Source organism: Mycobacteriales bacterium (assembly GCA_036497565.1).
Classification (GTDB): Bacteria; Actinomycetota; Actinomycetes; order Mycobacteriales; family QHCD01; genus DASXJE01.
In genome coordinates this window covers 29760-53371 of record DASXJE010000006.1, presented here as the reverse complement: position 1 = coordinate 53371, position 23612 = coordinate 29760, and the positions used below count along the sequence as shown (strand labels likewise).

Sequence of the window (23612 nt, the reverse complement as noted above, 5' to 3'; positions counted from 1 at the left end):
TGCCGGGTGCTCACTGGACCCGCGACTCGTTGGACCCGTCGTCGTTGTCGTCCGGGAGGTGTACGTCGTCGACATCGATGTTGACCTCGGTGACCTCCAGCCCCGTCATCCGCTCTATCGAGGTGATGACGTTCCGGCGGATCGACTGCGCGAGGTCGGGGATGGAGACGCCATACTCGACGACGAGGGCCAGGTCGACGGCGGTCTGCCGTTCACCGACCTCCACCGATACGCCCTGGCCGCTGCTCCGCGCTGCGCCGGGAATCCGCTCCCGCAGGGCACCCATGGCCCGGGCCGTGCCGCCACCTAGGTTGTGGACGCCGGCGACGTCGCTCGCGGCGATCCCGGCGATCTTCTGCACCACCACGTCGGCGATCGCGGTCCGCCCCTGCCCGGTGACCAACTCTGCGCTGCTCACTCCGCCGAGCCGGGCCGGGGCACCACCCGCGGGGCGGTCCACCCGAGGCTTCTTGTCCGCCCCTGCCAAACGGTCCGTGTCCTCAGTACTCACAGATATCTGCTCCTTCGATGCGGGCGGCTACGCCCGCAGTCGTATGTCATTTGCCTGCCCGATGAACTACTTGTCGAACGCGCCCTTCACGTTCTCGCCGGCCTGCTTCAGGTCTCCCTTGGCCTGGTCGGCTTGCCCCTCGGCCCGTAGTTGCTCGTCGTCGCTTGCCTTCCCGGCCTTCTTCTTGGCCTTGCCTGCCAGCTCCTGGGCCTTGTTCTTGGCCTTGTTCTTGGCCTTGTCACCGATGCTCATCGCGAGTCCCCTCTCGGCTGCGTGCTCGGACATGGCGCCCCGGACGGGGCGTGTCGCGAGTACTTAGTTGGACACCGGCGAGGCCAGAGGCTCACGCCCGTGTGATCCAGGCCACATGTCGACTGCCCACCGGCAGTGTCTCGCCGCCAGACATAGAACGGTGCGACGGCGATCGTTTCGCCATCTGTGATCGAGCGTGCCATCTTCGAACAATGCAATCGGTCTACGAGTCCGTCCGCGGTGCCGATGGGTTGCTGCGCCTCGCCAACGCATGGCACGCCCGGGTGATGGCCGACGACGTGGTCAGCCACGCGTTCAGCCACGGGTTCCATCCCGAGCACAGCGAGCGCCTCGCCGCCTATTGGGCCGAGGCACTCGGTGGCCCGGCGACCTTCTCCGACTCGTACGGCGACGAGACCTCGGTCGTGCGGATGCACAGCGGCAACGGCCCGCACGAGGACATGGATCGCCGGGCAATAGCCTGCTTCGATCTGGCGCTGGCCGACATCGGCGTCGGCGACGACCGGGTCCGGCAGGTACTGCACGACTACTTCGCCTGGGCGACCACCACCACGATGTCCCGGTACCACGGGTCCGCGGACGACGTTCCGGCCGGACTTCGCATCCCGCACTGGTCCTGGGACGGCCTCGTCGAAGGGACCGGACCGGACGACGGCTGAGCCGTAGGTCTATTCGGTACGGCGACCGTCCCGCGGGCCGAAGGTCTCCAGGGCCTGGACGTCGGACCCGCGGGCGCGGATGAAGAAGTCCGCCCAGGCGGCCGCGTCGTCGTACCCGGAGGCGGCGGCGACCGACGCACATGCGGCGTCGAGGTCGAAGACGCTGCGCTGCAGGCGGACCGCTCCGTCGGCGAGCAGCGCCCAGTGTGCTCCCGACCTCCCGTAAGGCATGCCGACGCTGCCGGGATTGACGACCAGTCGGCCGTGCGCGAGCCGGACGAACGGCATGTGGGTGTGGCCGCAGACCACGGTCGATACGGCCGGCGGGACCGTCGAGAGAGCCTCGGCCCACCGTTCGAGGCGGGTGTCGACGAGCACCACCTCGTCGTCGTCGCGGGGACTGCCGTGGCAGAAGAGCACGTCGCCGAAGCCGTCGACCTCGAGCGTCACCGGGTACGGCAGGCCGGCCAGCAGGTCGACCTGGTCGGGGCGCAGTGCCGCGGCAGCCCACGGTGCGATCGGGTCGGGGATCGAGGTGGCGCCACCGCGGGCCAGGCTGACCAACTCGCGGTCGGCGTTGCCGCGTACCCACACCACCCGCTCACCCAGCCCGGTCAGCCGATCGAGCACCTCGACCGGCTGCGGACCGGCCGCGATGTCCCCGGTCAGCACGATGCGCTCGGCCGCGGCGACCGACGGCTCGGCGAGCACCGCGTCGAGCGCGGGCAGTACGCCGTGGATGTCGGAGAGCACCGCGACGGAGGAGACCACCGGTTTACTCTCGCCGGTCCCCCACCCCGTGATCAAGAGGGGATTCCGGTACGAAACGCCGTACGAATCCCCTCTTGATCACGGGAGGGGGTGGTGGGACCGGACGGTGTCGTGCGCGAGGGCGGTGGCTTCGCGCAGCACCTCGGCGACCGGGAGCCCCGTCGCCTCGGCCGCCCGGCGTACGTCGTCGTACTCGACGCTGACGTTGACGACCCGGCCGTCGTGCCGGGCCGCCTTCACGCCCACGGGCTGGCCGTGCACCTGCACCGAGAACTGCTCCCGGCGCAACGCGACCTTGTCGACGACATGGGAGCGCAGCCCGATCGTCGAGGTATGGGTGAAGACGATCTCGCGCATCCGGTCCGCGCGCGGCGGCGGGCACAGCACGTGCAGGGTGTGCGCCGGCCGGCCCTTCTTCATCAGGATCGGGGTGAGCCAGGCATCGGAGGCGCCCGCGGCGAGCAACTCCTCGAGGACGGCCGGCCACAGCCGCGGGTCGAGGTCGTCGACGTTGGTCTCGAGGACGACCGCCGACTCGGCCTGGTCCGCCGACCGCTCGTCGGCGGGTACGCCGATGACGAGGCGCAGCAGGTTGGGCAACTCGTCGAGGTCGCGACCGCCCGCGCCCATCCCGACCGAGCTGATCCGCATCGGCGGCATCGGTCCCCACGACGACACGGTCGTGGCGAGCAGCGCGGCACCGGTCGGCGTACACATCTCGTACGGCGCCGGCCCGGACCATACCGGCGCCCCGGCGTCGCGCAGCAGCGCCAGCACGGCCGGGCCGGGCACCGGGACCATGCCGTGCTCGCCGCGGGTCATGCCCGAGCCGAGGGTCACCGTGCTCGCGGCGAGGTGGTCGATGTCGAGCGCGGCGAGCCCGGCGGCGGCTCCGACGACGTCGGCGATCGCGTCCAGCCCGCCGACCTCGTGGAAGTGCACCTGCTCGGGGCTGGTGCGGTGCACGTCGGCTTCGGCGCGGGCCAGCCGCTCGAACGCCTCCAGCGCCGTGGCCCGGACCCGGTCCGGGAGTTGCGCGGCCGACAGTTGCTCCCGGATGTTGGCCCAGGTGCGGGTCACCACGGTGTGCGGTGCGACGACGTCGACCTTGGTGGCACCGAGTCCGTGCCGCGTGACGGTGGACAGTTCGAGCTCGATCGGCTCGACGGCCAGCGCCGCGATGGCCGAGCGGATCGCCTCCACCGGTGCGCCCGCGTCGACCAGCGCGCCGAGGAACATGTCGCCGCTGGCGCCGGCGACGCAGTCGAGCCAGCCGATCACGGCGTCTCCGGCGCCGGCGGGCGGGCGCTGCGGCGGGCGACGCGCGACGCGAAAACCCCCGCGCCGAAGCCGTTGTCGATGTTGGTGACGACGACCCCGGGCGCGCAGGAGTTCAGCATCGTGAGCAGGGCGGCCACGCCGCCGAACGATGCGCCGTACCCGACGCTGGTCGGTACGGCGATCAGCGGCACTCCGGTGAGTCCGCCGACGACGCTCGGCAGGGCGCCGTCCATGCCCGCCACGACGACGAGCGCGTCGGCACTCTCCAGCGCGTCGCGGGAGGCGAGCAGCCGATGGATCCCGGCCACCCCGACGTCGGTCACGCGGGTGACACCGGCGCCGAACGCCCGTGCCGTGAACGCCGCCTCCGCGGCCACCGGGAGATCAGAGGTGCCGGCGGTCACCACGCAGACGGTCCCGCGGGTCGGCGGCAGCGCGCCGACGGCGACGGCCCGGGCCTGCGGGTCGACGATCACGGCGTCGGCGTAATGACTGGCGATGACCTCCTGCATCTCTTCGTCGGCCCGGGTGACCAGCGCCGGGCGGTCGGGATGCGCCTGACGCAGGGCGGCGATCAGATCGAGCGTCTGCGCCGGGGTCTTCCCGGCGCCGTAGACCACCTCGGGGTCGCCGGTGCGGGACAGCCGGTCGGTGTCGAGGCGGGCGAACCCGAGGTCGGCGAAACCGGTCTCGCCGGCCGGGTCTGGGGGAGGGGTCTCGCCGGGCACCAGCGAACCCTAACGCCGAGCCATCCGGCGCCGACCGGGTGGGACGTCGTCCGTTGACGCATTGTCCGGATGTGGGTAACTTCCGGCCGCAAGTTGCGGCCCGTTGCGGAATTACCTGCTTCTGCGAGGAGCGACCATGAGACGCCGCCAGTTCCTGTCCGCCTCCGCCGCTGCGGCGGCCACCGTCGCGGTCGGCTCCCGCGCCGCCGACGCCGCTACGCCGCCGACCGTGGCCTCGGCGGGCCGCCCCGGTGTGGTCCGCACCGGGTTCGCCGTCCTGGCCGCCGGGCGCTACCGCCCGCTGGCTGGTCGGAAGGTCGGGATCATCGCCAACCCGACCAGCATCACTACCGACCTGCAGCACGAGGTCGATGTGATGCACGGGTCGTCCGACGTCGACCTGATCGCCGTCTTCGGTCCCGAGCACGGCTTCCGCGGAACCGCGCAGGCCGGCGGCTCGCAGGGCTTCTACACCGACGAGAAGACCGGCCTGCCGGTCTACGACCTCTACGCGAAGACCGTCGACGAGATGGCCGACGCCTTCACGAAGGCGGGCGTCGACACGGTGCTCTTCGACATCCAGGACGTCAGCGCCCGCTTCTATACCTACATCTGGACCATGTACTCGGCGATGAAGGCGGCCGCCACGCTCGGCACCCGTTTCGTCGTCCTCGACCGGCCGAATCCGCTCGGCGGTGCCCGGGCCACCGGGCCGGTGCTGCATCCGCATTGGTCGACCGGCGTCGGGCTCGAGCCGATCGCCCAGCAGCATGCGATGACGGTCGGCGAGCTGGCCGGGCTCTTCGCGGCCGAGTTCATCCCGGCCGAGACCGGCGGTTCGCGGGTCGACCTGACCGTCGTCGCGATGCAGGGCTGGCGACGCGGGATGGATTACGACGCCACCGGCCTGCCGTGGGTGATGCCCTCACCCAACATGCCGACCGTCGACACCGCGTTCGTCTATCCCGGGCTCGGGATGTTCGAGGGCACCAACCTCTCCGAGGGCCGCGGCACGACCCGCCCGTTCGAGCTGATCGGGGCGCCGTACGCCGACTATCACTGGGCCGAGGCACTCACCGTGGCCCGGCTTCCCGGCGTGGAGTGGCGCGAGGCCTACTTCGCCCCGACCTTCTCCAAGTTCGTCAACGAGACCTGCGCCGGCGTACAGGCCTTCGTCACCGACCGGACGGCGTTCGACGCGATCCGGACGGCGGCGGCGATGATCGTCACCGCCAAGCGGTTGTACCCCGCCGACTTCGCCTGGCGCTACGACACCGGCGACGCGCTAGACCCCTACTGGATCGACAAGCTGTCCGGGTCGGACTACCTGCGTACGGCGATCGACGCGGGCAAGGACACCGACGCGGTGGTCGCCGGCTGGCAGGGCGAGCTCCGGGCCTTCTCGGCGATGCGGCAGAAGTACCTCATCTACGGAGGCCACTGACCATGCCCTTGCGCCGACCGGGAATGCTGGTACCCGTGGTGTTCGTCCTCGCAGCCGTGCTGCCGCTCGCTGCCTCGCCGGCCGGCGCGGCGATGTTCGACCGCCCGGCCCGCACCCTGCGCCCCGGAACGCCGCAGCAGGCCGACCTGCTTCCGCAGTACGCCGACAAGATCAGCGACGACGCCGCGGCCGGTCTCGCCCCGGGCACCGGCGTCGACGGGCATCCGCTCTACCCGGGCGAGGTGGTGCTCGCCGCCCGGCACGGGGTGATCGCCGCGGAGTCGGCCGGCGGATACAACCTGCGCTACGCCGACCAGGCCGGCACCGAGCTGCCCCGCGACCAATGGATCCCCACCCGCACCGACACCATCTACGACCTGGCGTCGCTGTCCAAGCTGTTCACCTCGATCGTCGCGATGCAGCAGGTGCAGGCGGGCCGACTCGACCTCGACCGCACCGTGGCGTCCTACCTGCCGGCGTTCGCCGAGGGTGGCAAGGGCGACATCACGGTCCGCCAGCTCATGACCCACACCTCCGGCCTGCCACCGGACCCGAGCCCCGCCCTGTGGACCTATCCGACGTACGACGAGCGGATCGCCGCCATCTACGCGAGCAAGCCCACCGCGGCGCCGGGGACGACGTACATCTACTCCGACCTCAACATGCTGACGTTGCAGTTGCTGGTCGAGCACCTGACGGGCAAGCCGCTCGACGTGGCGGTGCGCGACGGCATCACGGCGCCGCTCGGGATGCACGACACGATGTACGACCCGCCGGCGTCGCTGAAGCCGCGGATCGCCGCGGAGGAGTACGAGCTCACCCCGGACCGCGGGCTGGTGTGGGGTCAGGTGCACGACGAGAACGCGTGGGCACTGAACGGCGTCGCCGGCCACGCCGGTGTCTTCTCCACCGCGCACGACCTGGCGATCCTGTGCCAGACGATCCTCAACGGCGGCGCCTACGGGCACACCCGGATCCTGTCCGCGCAGTCGGTCACGGCCATGATGACCAACCTCAACCAGGCCTTCCCGGGTGACGACCACGGCCTGGGCTTCGAGCTTTACCAGCACTGGTACATGGGCGCACTCGCGACGCCCTACACCGCCGGGCACACCGGGTTCACCGGCACCTCACTGGTGATCGACCCGACCACCGACTCCTTCGTCATCCTGCTCACCAACCACGTGCACCCCAACCGCAACTGGGGATCCACCAACGGGCCGCGCCGCGCGGTCGCCGATGACGTCGCCCGGGCGATCGCGGTGCATCCGGCCCGCGGCCGCGACGCGTGGTACGCCGGGATGGCCGACGACTCGACGGCCACCCTCACCGCGCCGGTCACCCTGCCCGCCGGCCGGCCGGCGACCGTGAACTTCGACCTCTGGTACGACACCGAGCCGGCGTCGGACTTCCTCCATCTGGAGGGCTCGGCCGACGGCGGAGCCACGTGGTCGCCGGTCCCCTTCGCGCTGCACGGGCGTGGTCTCGACACCACGACGGACGGCTCGGTCTCCGGCTACGACGGGCACCAGTGGCTGCGCGCGTCGGCTGATCTCGCCGACTGGTCCGGCCCGGTGCAGCTGCGCTGGCGCTACACGACCGATCCGCTCTACCACGGCCGCGGCGTCTACGTCGACGACGTCCGGGTCGCGGCGGACGGCAGGACGGTGTTCGACGGCGAGAAGGACACGGCGGCGTTCCAGGCGGTCGGATGGACTCCGAGCGCGAACTGACCGCCGGTCCAGACCGGGCGGTCGTGCGGATACGGGCACTGCTGCCGTCCCTGGCGCCCGCCGAGCGCCGGGTCGGGCAGGTCGTGCTCGATGACGCCGCGGCCGCGGCACTCACGATCGGTGAGCTCGCCGGCCGCGCCGGTACGTCGCAGACCACGGTCGTGCGCTTCTGCCGGCAGCTCGGTTTCTCCGGCTACCCGCAGCTGCGGATCGCCCTGGCCACCGAGGCCGGCTGGCTACAGGGCGGCGATCCGGCCCGGGTGGTCGGCAGCGACATCGGGCCGGACGACGACCTCGCCAGCGTCGTCGAGAAGATCGCCTTCGCCGATGCACGGGCCGTCGAGGAGACCGCCGCACAACTCGACGTGACGGTGCTCGGTCAAGTCGTCGACGCGATCGTCGGGGCGTCGCGGATCGACATCTACGGCGTGGGCGCGAGCGGCTTCGTCGCGGCCGACTTCCAGCAGAAGCTGCACCGGATCGGTCGGGTCGCCTTCGCCTGGTCCGACGTACACATCGCCCTCACCAGCGCGGCCGTGCTGCGTGCGGGCGACGTCGCGATCGGCATCTCGCACACCGGCTCGACCCAGGAGACCATCGACGCGCTGGCCGAAGCGGGCCGGCGCGGTGCGGTGACCGTGGGGCTGACCAACGCGCCCCGCTCGCCGCTCGCCCGGCTCGCCGACCTGACCCTGACCACCGCGGCCCGGGAGACGACCTACCGGTCCGGTGCCACGGCGAGCCGGCTGGCGCAGCTCACGGTGGTCGATTGTGTCTTCGTCGGGGTGGCGCAGCAGACGCTCGCCGCCACCCAGGCCGCGCTCGACGCGACCCGGGAGGCGGTGTCGGTACGCCGGGACCGGCGCCGGCGGTGAGCCGGCGGGTGCGCTGACAGCTCAGTCGCGGTCCCGCTCCCGCTTCACCTTGTCGGGCGTGTTCTGCGTGTCGGGATCGATGTGGTCGAGCCGGCTTTCGCCCTCCTGCTGGGGATTCTCGGTCGGCGGCTCGCGGTGCTCGGCTGCGTTGCGGTCGTCGGGACGATCCTCGGGCTCGGTCATCGCTGCTCCTTCGGCTGATCGTGAACGCGTTGTGGCGCCGCCGCGCGGGCGGCATCCGGTCGGGTCCCGCTACGCTCGCCCCATGCCCGGTGTGCCACCGACCCGCTACGCCTACCTCGGACCCGAGGGTACGTTCGCCGAGGCCGCGCTGCGCAGCATCCCCGCCGCGATCAACGGGATCCTGTTGCCGGAGGCCAGCGTCATGGCCGCGATAGACGCGGTCCGCGACGGCACCGCCGACGCGGCCGTCGTCCCGCTGGAGAACTCCGTCGAGGGTTCGGTCCCGGCGACCCTCGACGCCCTGGCGGCGGGTGATCCGCTGGTGGTCGTCCGAGAGGTCTTCGTACCCGTCGGGTTTTCGCTGCTGGCCAGGGCCGGCACGACGTGCGAGCAGGTGGCGTCGGTCGCCACCCACCCGCACGCGGAGGCCCAGTGCCGCGGCTGGCTGCGCGCGCACCTGCCGGCCGCCCATGTCGACCTCGTTTCCTCGACCGCCGACGCGGCCCGGGCCGTCGCCGAGGGGAAGTACGACGCCGCGATCAGCGCACCCATCGCCGGCCAGCACTACCGGCTCATCGAGCTTGCTGCGGACATCGCCGACAACGCCGACGCCGTCACCCGGTTCGTCCTCGTCGCCCGCGCGGGTCCGCCGCCGGAGCCGACCGGCCGCGACAAGACCTCGCTGGTCGCCTTCATCCGGGAAGACCACACCGGGGCGCTGCTCGAGGTGCTGACCGAGTTCGCGGTCCGCGGGGTCAACCTGACCCGCATCGAGTCCCGGCCGACCAAGGAACAGCTCGGCCGCTACTGCTTCTCCATCGACTGCGAGGGGCACATCGCCGAGGCCCGGGTCGGTGACGCGCTGGGCGCACTGCGGCGGATCTGCGCCGACGTCCGCTACCTGGGCTCCTACCCGCGCGCAGACGGCGCACCGAAGCCTCTGCCACCCGGTCGGGAGGACACCGACTTCGCCGACGCCGCGGCATGGCTGACCCGCCTGCGCGAGGGCCGCGCGGACTAGCCGCTGTCACCGCGGTCGGGCGGCTCGGGTAGCGTCGTCGACCGTCCTTAGGCAGTTAGGGGCACACGGGACATGCCGCAGTTCTAAGGACACGTCGTGTGCGTTCCTCCGCCGCCCGATCTGCGCGCCAACCGGCTCCTGCGGGACCTGCCGCCCGCCGAAGACGCCCTCCTCGACCCGCATCTGACGCTGACCTCGTTGGTCCCCCATCAACAGCTCTACGACGCCGGCGAGCCGATCAAGGCGCTGTGGTTTCCGGTCGACTCGATGATTTCGCAGGTCGCCGTGTTCGCCGGCCGGGCCATGGTCGAGGTCAACACGGTCGGCCGGGACGGGCTGGCCGGCCTGCCCGTGGTGCTCGGGGTCGACAGCACCCCGCACGCCGCGCTGTGCCAGGTCGCGGGGCGCGCGATCGAGTTCCCGGCCGACGCCGTCGCCGAGGTGCTTCCTGCGGCGCCGGAGTTGCAGCGTCGGATCGCGCTCTACAGCCACGTCAGCATGGTGCAACTCGGGCAGAACGCCGCCTGTCTCGGCCGCCATCCCGCCCCGAGACGGGCGGCGCGCTGGCTGTTGACCACGGCCGACCGCACCGGCCGGGAACGGGTGGAGCTCACCCAGGACTTCTTCGCCCAGATGTTGGGGGTACGCCGGGCGACGGTCAGCGAGATCGCCCGGGACCTGCAGGATGCCGGCTTGATCAGCTACCGGCGGGGGGTCATCACCACCATCGACCGGGCCGGGCTGGCCGACCGGGCCTGCTCCTGTTACCCGCTGCTGCTGGCGCAGGACCAGTTGATCAATGCTCTATGATTACGCCGACAATCCGTCGCGCGGCTGCCAGGATAGGAGCCATTGCGTCTTCCCGCCGGACCGCCTGAGTCGACAGCGTCGACCCTGACGGTGCGGCAGGGGGCGGTCGGGACCTGTGCCGCCTCCGCCGCGGCGAACGCCGAAGCGTTCGCCCGCGGTGAGTCCGCTGTACTTCGACACTCAGGGTCCCGCCACGCGATGAGCGACACATTCGAACCTCCGAGTACGCCGATCGCGGCGGGGCTCACGGAGTTGGCCGCCGCGATGCTCGCGACCGACAGCCTGCACGAATTCCTGGGCCGCGTCGCGGGTCTGGCCGCGGCCACCCTGCCCATCGCCGGATCATGCGGGATCACCGTCCAGGGCGAGGGTCGCCCGCTGACCGTGGCCAGCAGCGACGGCCTCGCCGAGGAACTCGACGAGGTGCAGTACGGCGTCGACGCCGGGCCGTGCCTCGACGCGCTGCGCAACGACCGGATCAACTCGATCGCCGACCTGAGCATCGAGGACCGGTGGCCGACGTACTGCAAACACGCCCTGTCCAAGGGCGTTCGGGCGTCGCTCTCGATCCCGCTGCGTGCGGGCGACGGCAGTGTCGGAGCGCTGAACCTCTATTCGAAGTCGTCGGCGTTCGACGCGCCGGTGCGCCAGCACGCGTCGGTGTTCGCCGCTCAGGCCGCGGCCGCGATCACGATGACGATGCGCTACGCCGACCAGGTGACCTTGACCGAGCAGCTGCGCACCGCGCTGACCTCCCGGTCGGTCATCGACCAGGCGATGGGCATCATCATGGGCCAGCGCCGCTGTACCGCGGAGGAGGCCTTCGGCGTGCTGCGGGCCGCCTCGCAACGCCGCAACATCAGGCTGCGCGACGTCGCCCGCGAGCTGGTCGACTCCACCGTCGCCAACTAGCGGGCGAGGTTGCGGTGGCCAGGTCGCCGCGAGCGGGATCAACCGTCTCTATCCCGCGGCGCCGTAGCCCAGCCCATTCCGCGTCAACGTGACGTTGATGCGGATAGAGCGCCTGAACGTGACGTTCACGCGGAATGGCGACGGAATGGCGCGCTGGATCGCCAACCAGGACTCGAGGCCGTCGGGCGACCCGGGCCCAACCTCCCCCTTGCCACTGGGACCGGGTCGCCCGAGGCAGCTGTACGTTAGCGTACTCAGGGCGAGCAGACGGTCACTGTTGTCCTCGTTGTCACCGGAAATTCCCACAGTCCGGTTCGCGTAGATCGGCCGGATCGGGGTGCTACCCGCCGGTCTCCTCCCGCCGGTGGCCCCCGGCGACCTGCATCAGCGCGTCGCCGTCGACGGTGGCGGGATCGGTGGCCGCGACCGTGCACGGGCTGACCGCCCGCAGCGTCGCCGTACGACGACCGTCCTCCAGCACGGCCCGCTCGCCCAGGATCGCGCCGGGACCGATGTCGGCGACCGCGGCGCCGTCGACCTCCACCCGGAGCACGCCGTCGAGGAGCAGGTAGAGCTCGTCTGCCGGGGCGCCCTGCTCGGTCAGGATCGCACCGGCCGGCAGCCGGCGGACGTCGACGGCGCCGCCCATGATCTGGGCGGACAGCTGCCGTTCGACCGCCGATTCCACGACGTTGACCAGTGCCGCCGAATCCTGGTCGCCCCACGGCGTATGCCGGCCGAACGCGCGCACGCTCCACGTGTGGTAGTCGATGGTCGACGACTTGCTGTGCAGTTGGCCGGCCGGGTCGTAGATCCAGTGCCGCGGGAACGGGCTTGCGCCGACGAGCTCCCATTCCGAGCGGCCGTCGGCGTGCAGGGTCAGGGCCAACGTCGTCCAGGCGAGGGGCGCGCTCAACTGGAGATACGGCGGGTGGGCGACCCGCCGGGGAGCCGGTACGCCGGTGCGCCCGCCGGCGGTCTGCTCGAACCGGACCGCGGTGTCGCCGATCCGGCGGGCACTGCGCCGGTCGGGGAGGGCGAGGGCGGCGAAGGTGAGCGCCCGATGGGCCACCCGCAGCGTCGTCGCGCCGACGTGCCCGCCGCCGGACTGCTCGTACCCGACGATCACGCCGTCGTCGACGTCGATGGACGCCTCGAGAACGTTGGCGAACCGGCACCGCCCGTCCGCCACGAACGCGGCGAGATCGCTGATCGTGTCCGGCGGCGGCGCGTCGTACTGGGCCATGCCGGCGTCGAACGGCATCTTCAGGACCGCGCCCGTGATCGCCTCACTGGGGATCCACGACACCGTGGTCACCGAACTCGAGTGGCGCATCGTGGCCTCCGTCGTGAGCAGCCGGCGGAACTGTAGCGATCTTCGGAGCTCGCGCGGGCCCGGTCCGCCGAATCGGTCGAGCCGACCGCCGGGCGACGTCCGATGAGTCGATGATTGTCCGGATAGCCTTGCCGAATCGACTGCCGGGGACCGGGGAGGGCAGCACAATCCTTGGGCATGGAGGCGCTCCCGTCCGGGACCGTGACGATGCTGTTCTCGGACATCGAGGGGTCGACGGCACTGCTGCGCCGGCTCGGCAGCCGGTACGCCGACGTGCTGTCGCTCCAGCGGCTGACGCTGCGCGAGGCGTTCCACCGGTGGCACGGGCACGAGATGGGCACCGAGGGAGACAGCTTCTTCGTCGTCTTCGAGCGGGCCGGCGACGGGTTCGCCGCGGCCCTCTCGGCCCAGCGGGCTCTCGCCCGGTGCGAGTGGCCGGACGGCTGCTCGGTGCGGGTGCGGATGGCGGTGCACACCGGCGAGCCGACCCGGCACGAGGACGGCTACGTCGGGCTGGACGTGCACCGGGCGGCCCGGCTCGCCGCCGCGGCGCACGGCGCGCAGGTGCTGGTGTCGGGCCGGACCCGGTCGGAGCTTGTCGATGATCTGCCGGCCGGTGTGACGCTGCACGACCTCGGCTGGCACCGGTTCAAGGACCTGCCCGAACCGATGCGGGTGCACCAGCTGGTCGCGTCCGATCTGGTCGCGGACTTCCCGCCGTTGAAGAGCCTCGGCGCTCCGTCGCGGCTGCCCGATCCGCCGACCCGCCTCGTCGGCCGCGAACGTGAGTTGGCCACCGTGCACGACATACTCGCGGGCGGGGACACGCGCCTGCTCACCCTGACCGGGCCGGGCGGCAGTGGCAAGACCCGTCTCGCGCTGGCCGCAGCGCGCCAACTCGACGACATGTTCAACCAGGGCGTCTACTTCGTCCCGCTCGCCGCCGCCACCGACGCCGCGGTCGCCTGGCAGACCCTCGTCGGCGTGGTCGGTGCGGCGGGAGACGGCGCGCCCGCCGATCTCGTCGCCGCCCAGATCGCCGACCGGCCGGTCCTCGTCGTCCTCGACAACCTCGAGCAGCTCGCCGGTGCCGGCGAGTTGGTGCACGACCTGCTGACCGCCGCGCCCCGGGCGGTCGTCATCGCCACGTCACGGCGAGTGCTACACCTGCCGGGGGAGTACGAGCTGCCGGTGCCGCCGCTGGACCTGCCCCCGGCCCGGGCGAGCTTCGCCGAGATCCGCACCTCCGGCGCGGTTGCGCTTTTCGCGATGCACGCCGCGATGGTGAAGCCGGGTTTCACCGTGACCGAGGACAACGAGGCCGACGTGGTGGCGATCTGCGAGCGGCTGGACGGGCTGCCGCTCGCCATCGAGCTCGCGGCCGCGCGGACCAAACTGCTGTCGCCGCAGTCGCTCCGCGGCCGGCTCGACCGGAGCCTTGGTCTGTCCGGCGGCACGGCGGGCCGGCCGGACCGGCATCAGACGCTGCGGCAGACCATCGGGTGGAGCTACGACCTGCTCGACGACGACCTCCGCCGGGCGTTCCGCGCGCTGTCCGTCTTCGTGCGGGGCTGCGATCTCGACGGCCTCGCCGCGGTCGCGCTGGCGTCGGGCGGTCTGGCCGGAGCCGATCCGCTCGACGTGCTGGCGTCCCTCGTCGACCTCAACCTGTCGACGGTGCGCGAGGGTCCCGACGGTGAGCCGCGCGCCGGGATGCTGGTGACGATCCGGGAGTTCGCCGCGGAGCGGCTGGCCGAGGCCGACGAGGCGGAGGCGGTACGCCGGCGGCACGCCGAGTATTACCTCGACTTCGCCGAGCAGGCGGCCGAGCAGCTCAGCGGCAGTGAACGGCTGCGCTGGCTGGACCGGCTCGAGGCCGAGCACGACAATCTGCGCGCGGCACTGTCGTGGGCCCTATCGCCGGACCTGTCGCCGGACGTGTCGCCGGACCGGACCGGGACCGACGACGACCGGGCCTCGATCGGCCTGCGTCTGGTCGGCCCGCTCACCTGGTTCTGGTACGGCCACGGGCACGCGGCCGAGGGTCGTCGATGGCTGGAGCGCGCGGTCGATCAGAACACCGAGGGCACCGGCCGCGACTACGTCCGTGCCGTCCACGGGCTCGGCGTACTGCTGATCCAGCAGGGCGAGCACGAGGCGGCGCAACGCCTGCTGGAACGCGCGCTGCGGTTGTGGCGCGCGCTCGACGACCCGGAACAGGTCGCCCGGGTGCTCAGCAGTCTCGGCGTGGTGCACCGGATGGTCGGTGAGCTGGATGTCGCTCGCCCACTCCTGGAGGAGAGCATCGCGATCGCTCGGAGGATCGGTGCCGAGGAGCGGCTCACGACGGGCTTGTCCAATCTCGCCGTGGTGGAGGTCGACTCGGGTCGTAACGACCACGCGATCGCGTTGCTCGAGGAGTGTCTCGAGATCGACGAGCGCAACGGCGACCCGTCGGACGTGCTGATCGACAAGACCAACCTGGTCGGCGGCCTGGCCTTCGGCGGGCGCCCGGAAGCGGCGCTCGCCCTGCTCCGGTCGATCCTCGACGGGATCGCCGCTCTCGGCGACGTCGAGCTCACCGCGACCGCCGTGGAACTCGCCGCCGTGATCGCGGCCGCGCTCGGTGCCGCGACGAGCGCGGCCCGGCTCGCCGGTGCGGCGGAGTCGATGCGCGACAAGGCGGAGATGCCCGCACCGCCACCGGACATCGCGCTCCTCGACCGCGCTCTCGGTCCGGTCCGGGAGGTCCTGGGCGACGCTGCCTGGGACCGCGAGCGCGACCTGGGTCGCACGTTCGACCAGGCGGAGGCACTCGCCCTCGCGGCCGTGCCGGAGCCGGCGGCGGTCGCCGAACATATCGGCCAGCAGGCCGTCACGGGGGCCCGCCCGTCCGTGGCAGGCGGCTAGCGAGCCGGTCCAAGCCGGCGACGATCATCGCCGCGTAGCCGTCGACGCCGAGCGCAGGCACCCGTTCCCGACCGCACGTGAGGTGTTTCCTGGCGTTGTCGACGTCGCCGAGCCGGCGGTAGACGTCGCCGAGATTGAGATGCAAGGACGGGTAGAACCCGGCCACTGTCCCGGCGACACCGGCCATGCGGGCGCGGTCGTCGCTGATCGAGTCGGCGGCATCCAGTGCGCGCAGATCCCAGACGAGCTCGTCCTCGGGGAGTTCTTGGACGTCGGCCATCGAGTGCGCAAGGGCACACCGGTGCAAGGGGTCACCGCCGGCTCCGATCCGACTCCAGATGTCGGTGAACAGCGTCCGCGCCGCCTCGCGCTCGCCGCGTTGCTGCAGCTCGATGCCCCGGCCGATCTCGAGCATGACCTGGTCAGGTGAGTTCATGACGCCTCCGCTCCCTGTGCCGGCACCGTAGGCCCGCCTACCGACGAAGGAGGGCGGCGAGACGGCGCGTCTCGCCGGGCCGGTCGTCCCGGCTGGGCCATGATCGGGCCCGCGACGCCGACAAGGAGCGGTCATGAGCGTGCAGGCGAGTGCCGGGAAACCGCCGCTGCATCTGGGGGCGAACGTCTTCGGCATCTCCTTCGGACTGGCCGGCCTCGCGCAGGCCTGGTCGGCCGCATCGATGCTGACGCGGGTGCCGACCTGGCCCGGCGACGTCCTCTGGATCCTGACCGCCGCCGTGTGGTTGGTGACGGTGATCGGCTACTCCGCCAACGTCATCGCCGGTTCCCGGTGGCGGACACAACTGATGGATCCCGTCCACGCGCCGTTCACGGCACTCGCCTTCGTGGTCCCCATGATGCTGGGCGTGACCCTGGCCGGGCAGGCACGGGGATTCGGGGAAGCGGTCTTCGTCGTGGCATTGATCGGGACGGTCCTGATCGGGGGCTGGCTGACCGGGGAGTGGATCGTCGCAGACATGCGCCTGGAACAATGGCACCCCGGCTACTTCCTCCCGACCACAGCGGGCGGACTGATCGCCGCGGCCGGCAGTGCCACCCTCGGCTTCCGGAGCCTGGCCTATCTCATGTTCGGCTACGGCGTGATCTGCTGGTTGCTGTTGGGCTCGATCCTCCTGCTGCGGTTGTTCGTCGAGCCGGCCCTGCCCCTCGCGTTGCTGCCGACGGTCGCCATCGACTTCGCTCCGCCGGTGGTCGCCGGCAACGCGTGGTTCGCGATCAACGGTGGCCACCTCGACGTCGTCGCCCTGCTCCTCGCCGGCTATGCCCTGCTGATGCTGCTCGTGCAGGTACGACTCATTCCGGCGTACCTGCGGGTGCCCTTCGGGCCGGGCATCTGGGCGTTCGCCTTCTCCTACGCCGCTGCGTTCACGATCGCGATCCGGTGGTTGGCGGCCGAGCACGTCCACCGGCAGCAGGACTGGACCTACGTCCTGCTCGCCGTCATCACCGCCGGGATCGGCGCCCTGCTCGTCCGCACCGGGATCGGTCTGGCCACCGACACGTTCCTGCCGCGGCTCCCGTCGGAAGAACCTGCCGTGGCCTAGGGCACGACCGGGTGTGGCGTTCCGAGATAGGGGAACTCCTCGAGCACGTCGGTGTGCGGGCTGAGGCCGTCCGGCGGAATTTCTCCCTTGGAGAGAAAGGCCAGGCGGTGATCGATGACATTGTCGCTGAAGACACGCCCGTTGGGATATTTCGCGGGCCGGGACGGATCAAAATTCAGCGTGTCCGGAAGGATGCGGTGGGCGTCGATCGCGGCGATCGCTTCGTCCCTCGTGTATCCGCCGGTGTGGCCCATCAGGTGGACGAACTGATCCAGCCAGCGAGCGCGGTCGTTGACCGGCTCGCTGGCGTTGAATTCCTCTTTGGTCTCGTCGGTGTTGAAGAAGCTGCTGACCGACGGGTGGCCGGCCCGGTCGACGTGCAGCAGCTTGCCGTCGCGCTGGACGCTGCACCGGCCCCAGATGTGGATCTCCGGGTCGCCGCCGAGCTCGCTCGTGGGTAGCTCGATCACGGTGGAGAACACATTGGCTTCCGTGTTGGAGTCCTTGCCCGTCCACGGCGACTTGCCGCCAAGGTGCGGCGCCGTGAAGTTTCTGCCGCCGGACGTGTCGAAGAGGTTGTCGATTCCGTCGTAGTCGAAGAAGAAAGCATCGCTGCGAGCGCCCGCAAAGAAGGTGTAAGGCCCAGACGTGACGATGTTGGGGGCGGCGTCGAAGGAGACCTCGACGTCGGCGAAGATCGTGTTTCCCGCGGCCTCTTCCGATCGTGCCTCGGCGCCTCTCGCGAGAAAGACGCTCGCGGTCTGCACACCGTCACGTGGTGGGCCAAATACGTAGCTCAACGCAACGTCGGTCCGGTAGTCGCCGTCGTTGTCGATATTCAGCCGGTAGATGGCATCGGGGTCGAGTGCATCGGCATTCGGATTCGCGTTGAGGATGAGCACGGTCCTCGTCGGATCGGCCGGCGACTGGAAGGCGTAGAGATCGCAGAGGTCGAGCCGTTGGTCACCGAGAGGTGGCCCAAGACTGAGGCCGGTGAAGTGATTCGACACCGTTCATCTCCCTCGAGATCGAGAGTGCGCGTAGCGTCTCTGCAGCGGAGCGTAACAAAGGAGAGCGATCGGGAGAGCCCGTTTGACGCGGGATCGCGCGGCTCGGTGGGCGCACCCGGAGCAGTCGCGGGCCGGGTGTCGTCCGGTGACTGCGACCGCGGTGCGGATCGGCTCGCGTGTTAGGTTTTCCGTCTGTGTTCGCCAACTCCTGGGTGCCGGGCGACGTGCCTGAGAGCACAGATCCGTCAGGACGACCGTGGAAGAGGGTATGAGCGACTCCAGCGAACGTCCGGCGGACGCGGGGCTTCGCGACGGGCCGGAATCCTCGGAGTCCGACGTCGACGGTGCCGCGTGCCTCGTCGACGGGCCGCCCGGTGCGGAGCCGTGGCGCATCCTCGGCGAGGTCTGGGTCGGCTACGACCCGGAGGGCGTCGTGGTCGATCGGCGTACCGATCGGGCGTACGTCGCGTGCTCCCGCTCGAACGCGGTCGCGGTCGTCGACCTCGACACCATGACCCGGATCGGCGAGGTCGCCGTCGGCCTCGAGCCGATCGACATCGCCATCGACGACCAGCGCGGCCTGATCTTCACCGCGGACGCCCGCTCGGACCAGCTCTCCGTCGTCGATCCACTGCGCGACGAGGTCGTGGCCGAGATTCCCGTGGGGACCTATCCCGCCGGGCTGGCGATCGACGTCCCGGGCCGCCGCCTCTACGTCGGCAACGCCATGGGTGGCACGATGTCGATCGTCGACCTCGACTCCCTCGCGGTGCTGGACACCGTGACGGCGGAGATCGGCGCCGGAGCGGTCGCGGTCGACCCGCGGTACGGACGGGCCTACTGCGTCAACTTCCTCGCCGCATCGGTCACCGTCGTCGATCTGGACACCCGCGAGTCGGTCGCGCGGCTCGACGTCGGGGCCGGGCCCTGTGCGGTGGCCGTCAACCCGGTGGACGACGAGATCTATGTGATCAACTCCGTCGCCGGGACTGTCTCGCGCATCGACGCCGCCAAGGGCGAGACCACCGGCGACGAGATCCCGACCGGGAGTGCACCCGTCGGACTCGTGGCGGGACCGGACGGGGACCGGCTCTACGTGGGCAACCGCGGCGACGGCACGGTGAGCGTCGTCGGCGTAGACGGTCACGAGTGGACCAGGATCCCCGTCAGCGACGGACCCGGCGGAGTCTCGGTCCACCCCGAACACCGCAACCGAATCCTGGTGGCGAACGCCGGTTCGGGGACCCTCACCGTCGCGGACGATCTCACCACCGGGCCACCCGCGCCCGGCACGTCGGTGCCCGTCGCCCATCCGCTGGTCGGTCAGCGACTGCCCGAGTTCGCGCTCCCCGCGATGCGCAGCGAGACGGTGCGGCACAGCCGGGAGTGGTCCGAGCGCAAGTACATCCTCAACTTCTTCGCCAGCTGGTGAGGACCGTGCAACGCGGCCGCGCCGATCATGGAGCAGTGGCGCCGTCGTACCGCCCGGTCGGGGCTGGAAATCGTCATGGTCAACGTGTGGGAAGGCGCCGGTAGCGACGCCGAGGCAGAGGCCTTCTGCAACCTGTGGGGGATCGACGGCACGGTGCTCGTCGACGAGCCCGGTGACTACGCGCGCCAGGTCGGGGTCCGGGGCGTGCCGACCAACGTCTTCGTCGACGCCGACGGGACGGTAACCGCGGTGGGTGGCGTCATCCCGGCCGAGCTGGAGGCCAACATCCGTGGCCTGCTCGGGCCGGACGCCCCGATCGACCCGAGTTGACCGGCCGGTCAAGATGTGACCATGGCGGTATCGATACCCGACGTGCGGCGAGCTCTCGAGGAGCTCGGCCGGCTGCGCTTCGGGGAGATGAACGTGCAGGACGGAATGCGCGAGATCGTGCGGACCACGCATACCGTCTTCAACGTCGACGGTGCCGCGCTGATGCTGACCGACGACCAGCACCACCTGCGCAACGTCGCGGTGTCCGATGAGCGGCTTGCCCACCTCGAAGACCTTCAGGTCACCCATTTCGAGGGCCCATGCATCGCCGCCTTCGACTCGCGGCAGCTGATCACCGTCGAGGACCTCGCCGCCGACTCGCGGTGGCCGTTGTTCGCCGCCGACGCCGTCGCCCATGGCGTGCACGCGGTCATGGCGAGCCCGATTCCTTACAACCAGCAGCCCGTCGGTGTCGTCGCGGTGGTGTCCGAGGACGCCCATCCGTGGACGCCGGAAGGGGAACTGGCGGTGATGGCATTCACCGACCTGGCCGCGCTGCTCATCGCCAGCATGATGCAGGCGTCGAGCCAGACCGAGTTGGCGGGCCACCTCCAGCGCGCTTTGGATTCCCGCACCCTCATCGAGCAGGCCAAGGGAATCCTGATGGCCCAGGCGGGTGTGGATGCGCGAACTGCGTACCAACGCTTGCGGGCCCAGGCTCGATCGAGCCGCCGCTCCCTGGCCGCCGTTTCGGCAGAGATCGTCGCCGATCCGGCTCGAGTTGCGCCGTCCTCCTGACTCTGCGCATACTCCTGCCTGTCACGTTCGCCGCCCAGAAACCTGCGGCCCTCGGTGCAACGCCTCGGTCCCTGCGCATCGGTTCCTACCGATGCCCCTTCTGACCGGTGCGGTTCCACCCTCACCGCAAGGGAAGCAGCATGATCATTCTCGGCATCATTCTTCTCGCTCTGGGTTTCCTCGCCCATATCGCCATCCTGTGGACGCTCGGCATCGTCGTCCTCGTCGTCGGCGCCGTCCTCTTCGTCGTCGGCTCCACCGGCCGCGAGATCGCCGGACGCCGGCACTACTGGTAGCCGTCCCGCCGGCCGGGCGACGATGGTTCGCCCGGCCCGCCGGAACCTCGGGTCGGCGATGACACCATCGAGCGATGACGTGGTCGCTCGATACCCACGCGCTGCGGGACCGCGTGGCAGTCGTCGCGGGGGGAGCCCGAGGTGCCGGGCGGGGAATCGCCGCGGCGTCAGGAGAAGCCGGCGACTACCGCTGGACCACCGCACCAGCCGCCGGACACCGGCCGGCCGGACGCCCGCACGCGGCGAAGTCGCACATCCGGCACAGCGCACCCCCGCTCGGTCGCTCGCCCGCCGCGCGTCGGTCCAGCCGCTCGCGGGTGAGGTTGGCGACGATGGTCTCGCAGGCCCGTACGAGGTCGTCACGTTGCCGATCGCTCAGGTCGGTCATCGCGTCGGTGATCGCATCCTGGCGTCGGTCCCGCACCCGATTCGCCACCAGCCGGCCTGACCGGGTGAGGCCGATGCTGACCGAACGATCGTCGGCGCCGGGCCTGCGGCGCACATAGCCGGCGTCGACCAGCCGATCCACGAGTCGCACGGCGCCGGAGTGCGTCAGTCCGACGACCTGGCTCAGGGTGTGCACGGAGCCTTTCGGCGAGAAGTCCAGCAACGCGACCAACGCCATCCGCGCCCTGTCGTCGAGGGCCGTGGTGTCGACCGAATCGGCCACCCGGTCGGCCAGTCCGGTAGCGACTGCACCGAGGAGGTTGGCGAGCCGAGCATCGCGGGATGTGCGCATAGATCCACCGTAGGAATTGACCTCGTGCCGGACGTGTGATTCAGTCACACAAGATATGTGATCGAGTCATATGTTTCAAGCGGCTGAGGAGAGGGTCATGGCCAGTCACGTTGCGACGGCGGAGATCGACATTGATGCGGCACCTTCGCAGGTGTGGGTCGCGTTGACGGATCCGGCACTGATCAAGCAGTACTTCTTCGGCACGGACGTCGTCACCGACTGGCAGGTGGGCGGACCGATCCGCTGGACGGGTGAGTACGACGGCAAGACCTATGAGGACAAGGGCGAGGTCGTCGAGTTCGCGCCGAATCGCCGCCTGCAGGTCACCCACTTCAGCCCCATGAGCGGCCAGCCGGACGAACCCGAGAACTACCACACGCTCACGTACGACCTCGAGGAACGCGGGAAGGCCACGCACGTGTCGTTGAGCCAGGACAACAACGGCGACGAAGCCGAGGCGGAGCGGGCGACCGCAAACTGGACGATGCTGCTGACCGGGCTCAAGGGCACCGTCGAGGGCGCCTGAGGGCGTTGGCGGGATGTCCGGCGATAGTCGGCCGAGGGCGCACTTCTGGACTTGCTAGTCCATTATTCGAGACCTACCGTTGAGACCTCGCGATGATGGACGAGGAGAGAACGGATGTCTGAGCGCCTACGGGGCAAGGCCGCCCTGATCACGGGGTCCACCAGCAACATCGGGAAGGCAATCGCAATCCGGTTCGCCGCCGAGGGAGCGCAGGTAGTAGTCACAGGACGCGACGCCGAGCGCGGTGGCGCGGTCGTCGGAGTGGCCCGGGCAGCCGGCGGAGAGGCGACTTTTCTCCCTCACGAGCTCGACGGATCCGTCGAAGCCTCACGTGAGTTGGCGGAGCTGGCGACGAAGGTCTACGGATCGATCGACATTCTCGTCAACAATGCGGGCATCTACCCGCCGGGTGGGACGCTGGCAATCGACGGGGACACCTTCGACCGCATCATGGCCGTGAACGTGAAGGCGCCGTACTTCCTGACAGCCGCACTCGTCCCTGCAATGGCTGACGTCGGTCGGGGTGTCGTACTCAATCTGGGTTCTTGGGGGGCGCGGCTTGGCATTCCCGCGGGCACGGCGTACGCCTCGTCGAAGGGAGCGATGGAAACGCTCACCCGCGCCTGGGCTGCAGAGTTCGGTGCACAGGGGGTGCGCGTCAACGCGATCTCTCCCGGCGTCACTTTCGACAGCGCCAGCCCGGTGGCCGAGGTCGCCGGCCCGATGATGGCGACCGCGCCGCTCGGGCGTCTCGTGGCGCCCGACGCGGTCGCGCGAGCCGCTGTGTTCCTGGCCAGCGACGACGCGACCGACATCCACGGCAGCGTGTTGGACATCGATGGAGGGCGGTCGTCCGTGCTGTTCGCGGCCCGATGACCAAGCTCACCGCAAAGGGTGCGGCGACGAGACAGCGCATTATCGAAGGCGCCGCCGGGGTGATCCGCGAGGTAGGGCTCGGGGACACGACCCTGGACGACATCCGCATGCGCACGGCCACCAGCAAGAGCCAGTTGTTCCACTACTTCCCGTCCGGTCGCGACGAATTGCTGCTTGCGGTAGCGCAGTTCGAGGCCGACCGCGTGCTGCTCGACCAACAACCGCACCTGTCCGACCTCACAACGTGGGATTCGTGGCAGCGATGGAAAGTGGCTCTGCTCCGTCGCTATCGCAAGCAAGGCCCGACGTGCCCGATGGCCGTGCTGATGTCCGAGTTGGGGCGCACCGACCCCGCCGCACAGGCGGTCACTCGAAGCCTGCTGCTGCGCTGGCGTAGCGACCTCGCAACCGGAGTGCGCACCATGCAAGCAAATGGAGCCGCCCCGGCGGCTCTCGATGCGGATCGCTTCGCAGGCGCCATCGTCGCCGGGATACACGGTGGCGTCGCGATCCTCCTCGCGACCGGCAGTAGCGCAGACCTAGAGGCCGTGCTCGACCTGTTACTGGAGCGACTCGGTGCGCCCGACGAGGTGGTCGGCGGCACTCGGAACGCTGGGCGACGGCTGCAGGCTTCACGGTGACGTCAGAGATCGGTC

26 protein-coding genes are annotated in these 23612 nt (G+C 70.5%); 16 read left to right on the top strand and 10 right to left on the bottom strand.

What is annotated here, in order from left to right; genetic code table 11:
- Positions 1–10 precede the first annotated feature (10 nt).
- Both VGH85_00520 and VGH85_00515 read right to left on the bottom strand, forming a co-directional pair.
- Entirely contained in the window at positions 11–418 is a 408-nt protein-coding gene (locus VGH85_00520; protein ID HEY2172274.1) for an Asp23/Gls24 family envelope stress response protein, read from the bottom strand.
- Positions 419–577: 159 nt separating this feature from the next.
- Complete coding sequence (locus VGH85_00515; protein ID HEY2172273.1) at positions 578–763, bottom strand: CsbD family protein; 186 nt, start codon at positions 761–763, stop codon at positions 578–580.
- A gap of 212 nt (positions 764–975) precedes the next feature.
- Here VGH85_00515 and VGH85_00510 point away from each other — a divergent pair, with 212 nt between their 5' ends.
- Positions 976–1443, top strand: a complete 468-nt coding sequence (locus VGH85_00510) for a group II truncated hemoglobin (GenBank protein HEY2172272.1) — start codon at positions 976–978, stop codon at positions 1441–1443.
- A 9-nt stretch (positions 1444–1452) separates the two neighbouring features.
- Here VGH85_00510 and VGH85_00505 read toward each other — a convergent pair whose 3' ends face one another.
- The 3 genes from VGH85_00505 to larB all read right to left on the bottom strand — a co-directional run bounded on the left by VGH85_00505 (position 1453) and on the right by larB (position 4223).
- A complete protein-coding gene (locus VGH85_00505) occupies positions 1453–2214 on the bottom strand; it encodes a metallophosphoesterase family protein (protein HEY2172271.1) in 762 nt (253 codons plus the stop codon).
- A gap of 78 nt (positions 2215–2292) precedes the next feature.
- Positions 2293–3495: a nickel pincer cofactor biosynthesis protein LarC gene (gene larC / locus VGH85_00500; GenBank protein HEY2172270.1), complete on the bottom strand. Its 1203-nt coding sequence runs from the start codon at positions 3493–3495 to the stop codon at positions 2293–2295.
- A complete protein-coding gene (gene larB / locus VGH85_00495; GenBank protein HEY2172269.1) occupies positions 3492–4223 on the bottom strand; it encodes a nickel pincer cofactor biosynthesis protein LarB in 732 nt (243 codons plus the stop codon). The genes larC and larB overlap by 4 nt, the downstream gene beginning before the upstream one ends.
- A gap of 136 nt (positions 4224–4359) precedes the next feature.
- Here larB and VGH85_00490 point away from each other — a divergent pair, with 136 nt between their 5' ends.
- From VGH85_00490 to VGH85_00480, 3 genes are read left to right on the top strand one after another with little or no spacing between them, the layout of a single operon-like run.
- Positions 4360–5667, top strand: coding sequence for a DUF1343 domain-containing protein (locus VGH85_00490; GenBank protein HEY2172268.1), 1308 nt, complete (start codon positions 4360–4362; stop codon positions 5665–5667).
- 2 nt (positions 5668–5669) lie between these two features.
- Entirely contained in the window at positions 5670–7400 is a 1731-nt protein-coding gene (locus VGH85_00485; protein ID HEY2172267.1) for a serine hydrolase, read from the top strand.
- The gene (locus VGH85_00480; protein HEY2172266.1) at positions 7379–8275 is read left to right on the top strand and encodes a MurR/RpiR family transcriptional regulator; all 897 of its coding nucleotides are present in this window, start codon (positions 7379–7381) and stop codon (positions 8273–8275) included. The genes VGH85_00485 and VGH85_00480 overlap by 22 nt, the downstream gene beginning before the upstream one ends.
- Positions 8276–8296: 21 nt before the next feature.
- On the opposite strand, the gene VGH85_00475 is transcribed toward VGH85_00480, so the two are convergent.
- Positions 8297–8458: a hypothetical protein gene (locus VGH85_00475; GenBank protein HEY2172265.1), complete on the bottom strand. Its 162-nt coding sequence runs from the start codon at positions 8456–8458 to the stop codon at positions 8297–8299.
- Between the two features lie 82 nt (positions 8459–8540).
- Between VGH85_00475 and pheA the strand changes: the two genes are divergently transcribed.
- The 3 genes from pheA (at position 8541) to VGH85_00460 (ending at position 11201) form a co-directional block, all read left to right on the top strand.
- Positions 8541–9479 (top strand): prephenate dehydratase, encoded by a 939-nt coding sequence (pheA, locus tag VGH85_00470; protein HEY2172264.1) that lies wholly within the window; start codon positions 8541–8543, stop codon positions 9477–9479.
- A 96-nt stretch (positions 9480–9575) separates the two neighbouring features.
- A complete protein-coding gene (locus tag VGH85_00465) occupies positions 9576–10289 on the top strand; it encodes a Crp/Fnr family transcriptional regulator (GenBank protein HEY2172263.1) in 714 nt (237 codons plus the stop codon).
- A gap of 198 nt (positions 10290–10487) precedes the next feature.
- On the top strand, positions 10488–11201 hold the full coding sequence (locus VGH85_00460) for a GAF and ANTAR domain-containing protein (GenBank protein ID HEY2172262.1): 714 nt from the start codon (positions 10488–10490) through the stop codon (positions 11199–11201).
- 340 nt (positions 11202–11541) lie between these two features.
- Here VGH85_00460 and VGH85_00455 read toward each other — a convergent pair whose 3' ends face one another.
- On the bottom strand, positions 11542–12537 hold the full coding sequence (locus VGH85_00455) for a cyclic nucleotide-binding domain-containing protein (protein ID HEY2172261.1): 996 nt from the start codon (positions 12535–12537) through the stop codon (positions 11542–11544).
- Between the two features lie 177 nt (positions 12538–12714).
- On the opposite strand from VGH85_00455, the gene VGH85_00450 reads away from it, so the two are divergent.
- A complete protein-coding gene (locus VGH85_00450; GenBank protein HEY2172260.1) occupies positions 12715–15447 on the top strand; it encodes a tetratricopeptide repeat protein in 2733 nt (910 codons plus the stop codon).
- Here VGH85_00450 and VGH85_00445 read toward each other — a convergent pair.
- A complete protein-coding gene (locus VGH85_00445) occupies positions 15413–15883 on the bottom strand; it encodes a hypothetical protein (GenBank protein HEY2172259.1) in 471 nt (156 codons plus the stop codon). The genes VGH85_00450 and VGH85_00445 overlap by 35 nt on opposite strands.
- A gap of 133 nt (positions 15884–16016) precedes the next feature.
- Between VGH85_00445 and VGH85_00440 the strand changes: the two genes are divergently transcribed.
- Positions 16017–17009, top strand: coding sequence for a hypothetical protein (locus VGH85_00440; protein ID HEY2172258.1), 993 nt, complete (start codon positions 16017–16019; stop codon positions 17007–17009).
- On the opposite strand, the gene VGH85_00435 is transcribed toward VGH85_00440, so the two are convergent.
- Complete coding sequence (locus VGH85_00435; GenBank protein ID HEY2172257.1) at positions 17006–18019, bottom strand: DUF4331 family protein; 1014 nt, start codon at positions 18017–18019, stop codon at positions 17006–17008. The genes VGH85_00440 and VGH85_00435 overlap by 4 nt on opposite strands.
- Before the next feature lie 268 nt (positions 18020–18287).
- Between VGH85_00435 and VGH85_00430 the strand changes: the two genes are divergently transcribed.
- The 4 genes from VGH85_00430 (at position 18288) to VGH85_00415 (ending at position 20815) form a co-directional block, all read left to right on the top strand.
- Positions 18288–19451 carry a hypothetical protein gene (locus tag VGH85_00430; GenBank protein ID HEY2172256.1) on the top strand — a complete coding sequence of 388 codons (1164 nt, stop codon included), beginning with the start codon at positions 18288–18290 and terminating at the stop codon, positions 19449–19451.
- Between the two features lie 27 nt (positions 19452–19478).
- Positions 19479–19781: a TlpA disulfide reductase family protein gene (locus VGH85_00425; GenBank protein HEY2172255.1), complete on the top strand. Its 303-nt coding sequence runs from the start codon at positions 19479–19481 to the stop codon at positions 19779–19781.
- 21 nt (positions 19782–19802) lie between these two features.
- Positions 19803–20519 carry a GAF and ANTAR domain-containing protein gene (locus VGH85_00420; GenBank protein HEY2172254.1) on the top strand — a complete coding sequence of 239 codons (717 nt, stop codon included), beginning with the start codon at positions 19803–19805 and terminating at the stop codon, positions 20517–20519.
- Positions 20520–20659: 140 nt separating this feature from the next.
- On the top strand, positions 20660–20815 hold the full coding sequence (locus tag VGH85_00415; GenBank protein ID HEY2172253.1) for a hypothetical protein: 156 nt from the start codon (positions 20660–20662) through the stop codon (positions 20813–20815).
- A gap of 184 nt (positions 20816–20999) precedes the next feature.
- Here VGH85_00415 and VGH85_00410 read toward each other — a convergent pair whose 3' ends face one another.
- Positions 21000–21554: a MarR family transcriptional regulator gene (locus VGH85_00410; protein ID HEY2172252.1), complete on the bottom strand. Its 555-nt coding sequence runs from the start codon at positions 21552–21554 to the stop codon at positions 21000–21002.
- A gap of 97 nt (positions 21555–21651) precedes the next feature.
- On the opposite strand from VGH85_00410, the gene VGH85_00405 reads away from it, so the two are divergent.
- The 3 genes from VGH85_00405 to VGH85_00395 all read left to right on the top strand — a co-directional run bounded on the left by VGH85_00405 (position 21652) and on the right by VGH85_00395 (position 23597).
- The gene (locus tag VGH85_00405) at positions 21652–22080 is read left to right on the top strand and encodes an SRPBCC domain-containing protein (protein ID HEY2172251.1); all 429 of its coding nucleotides are present in this window, start codon (positions 21652–21654) and stop codon (positions 22078–22080) included.
- Positions 22081–22194: 114 nt separating this feature from the next.
- Entirely contained in the window at positions 22195–22956 is a 762-nt protein-coding gene (locus VGH85_00400; GenBank protein HEY2172250.1) for an SDR family oxidoreductase, read from the top strand.
- Positions 22953–23597, top strand: a complete 645-nt coding sequence (locus tag VGH85_00395; GenBank protein ID HEY2172249.1) for a TetR/AcrR family transcriptional regulator — start codon at positions 22953–22955, stop codon at positions 23595–23597. The genes VGH85_00400 and VGH85_00395 overlap by 4 nt, the downstream gene beginning before the upstream one ends.
- Positions 23598–23612 lie beyond the last annotated feature (15 nt).

Bases quoted from the DNA above. Each gene is read 5' to 3' on its own strand.
- VGH85_00415 (HEY2172253.1), top strand. From the start codon at position 20,660: ATGATCATTCTCGGCATCATTCTTCTCGCTCTGGGTTTCCTCGCCCAT.
- VGH85_00460 (HEY2172262.1), top strand. From the start codon at position 10,488: ATGAGCGACACATTCGAACCTCCGAGTACGCCGATCGCGGCGGGGCTC.
- VGH85_00480 (HEY2172266.1), top strand. From the start codon at position 7,379: ATGGACTCCGAGCGCGAACTGACCGCCGGTCCAGACCGGGCGGTCGTG.
- VGH85_00395 (HEY2172249.1), top strand. From the start codon at position 22,953: ATGACCAAGCTCACCGCAAAGGGTGCGGCGACGAGACAGCGCATTATC.
- VGH85_00455 (HEY2172261.1), bottom strand. From the start codon at position 12,537: ATGCGCCACTCGAGTTCGGTGACCACGGTGTCGTGGATCCCCAGTGAG.
- VGH85_00430 (HEY2172256.1), top strand. From the start codon at position 18,288: ATGAGCGACTCCAGCGAACGTCCGGCGGACGCGGGGCTTCGCGACGGG.
- VGH85_00405 (HEY2172251.1), top strand. From the start codon at position 21,652: ATGGCCAGTCACGTTGCGACGGCGGAGATCGACATTGATGCGGCACCT.
- VGH85_00475 (HEY2172265.1), bottom strand. From the start codon at position 8,458: ATGACCGAGCCCGAGGATCGTCCCGACGACCGCAACGCAGCCGAGCAC.
- VGH85_00425 (HEY2172255.1), top strand. From the start codon at position 19,479: ATGGAGCAGTGGCGCCGTCGTACCGCCCGGTCGGGGCTGGAAATCGTC.
- VGH85_00440 (HEY2172258.1), top strand. From the start codon at position 16,017: ATGAGCGTGCAGGCGAGTGCCGGGAAACCGCCGCTGCATCTGGGGGCG.
- VGH85_00450 (HEY2172260.1), top strand. From the start codon at position 12,715: ATGGAGGCGCTCCCGTCCGGGACCGTGACGATGCTGTTCTCGGACATC.
- VGH85_00420 (HEY2172254.1), top strand. From the start codon at position 19,803: ATGGCGGTATCGATACCCGACGTGCGGCGAGCTCTCGAGGAGCTCGGC.
- VGH85_00515 (HEY2172273.1), bottom strand. From the start codon at position 763: ATGAGCATCGGTGACAAGGCCAAGAACAAGGCCAAGAACAAGGCCCAG.
- VGH85_00485 (HEY2172267.1), top strand. From the start codon at position 5,670: ATGCCCTTGCGCCGACCGGGAATGCTGGTACCCGTGGTGTTCGTCCTC.
- VGH85_00490 (HEY2172268.1), top strand. From the start codon at position 4,360: ATGAGACGCCGCCAGTTCCTGTCCGCCTCCGCCGCTGCGGCGGCCACC.
- VGH85_00510 (HEY2172272.1), top strand. From the start codon at position 976: ATGCAATCGGTCTACGAGTCCGTCCGCGGTGCCGATGGGTTGCTGCGC.
- pheA (HEY2172264.1), top strand. From the start codon at position 8,541: ATGCCCGGTGTGCCACCGACCCGCTACGCCTACCTCGGACCCGAGGGT.
- VGH85_00445 (HEY2172259.1), bottom strand. From the start codon at position 15,883: ATGAACTCACCTGACCAGGTCATGCTCGAGATCGGCCGGGGCATCGAG.
- VGH85_00400 (HEY2172250.1), top strand. From the start codon at position 22,195: ATGTCTGAGCGCCTACGGGGCAAGGCCGCCCTGATCACGGGGTCCACC.
- VGH85_00410 (HEY2172252.1), bottom strand. From the start codon at position 21,554: ATGCGCACATCCCGCGATGCTCGGCTCGCCAACCTCCTCGGTGCAGTC.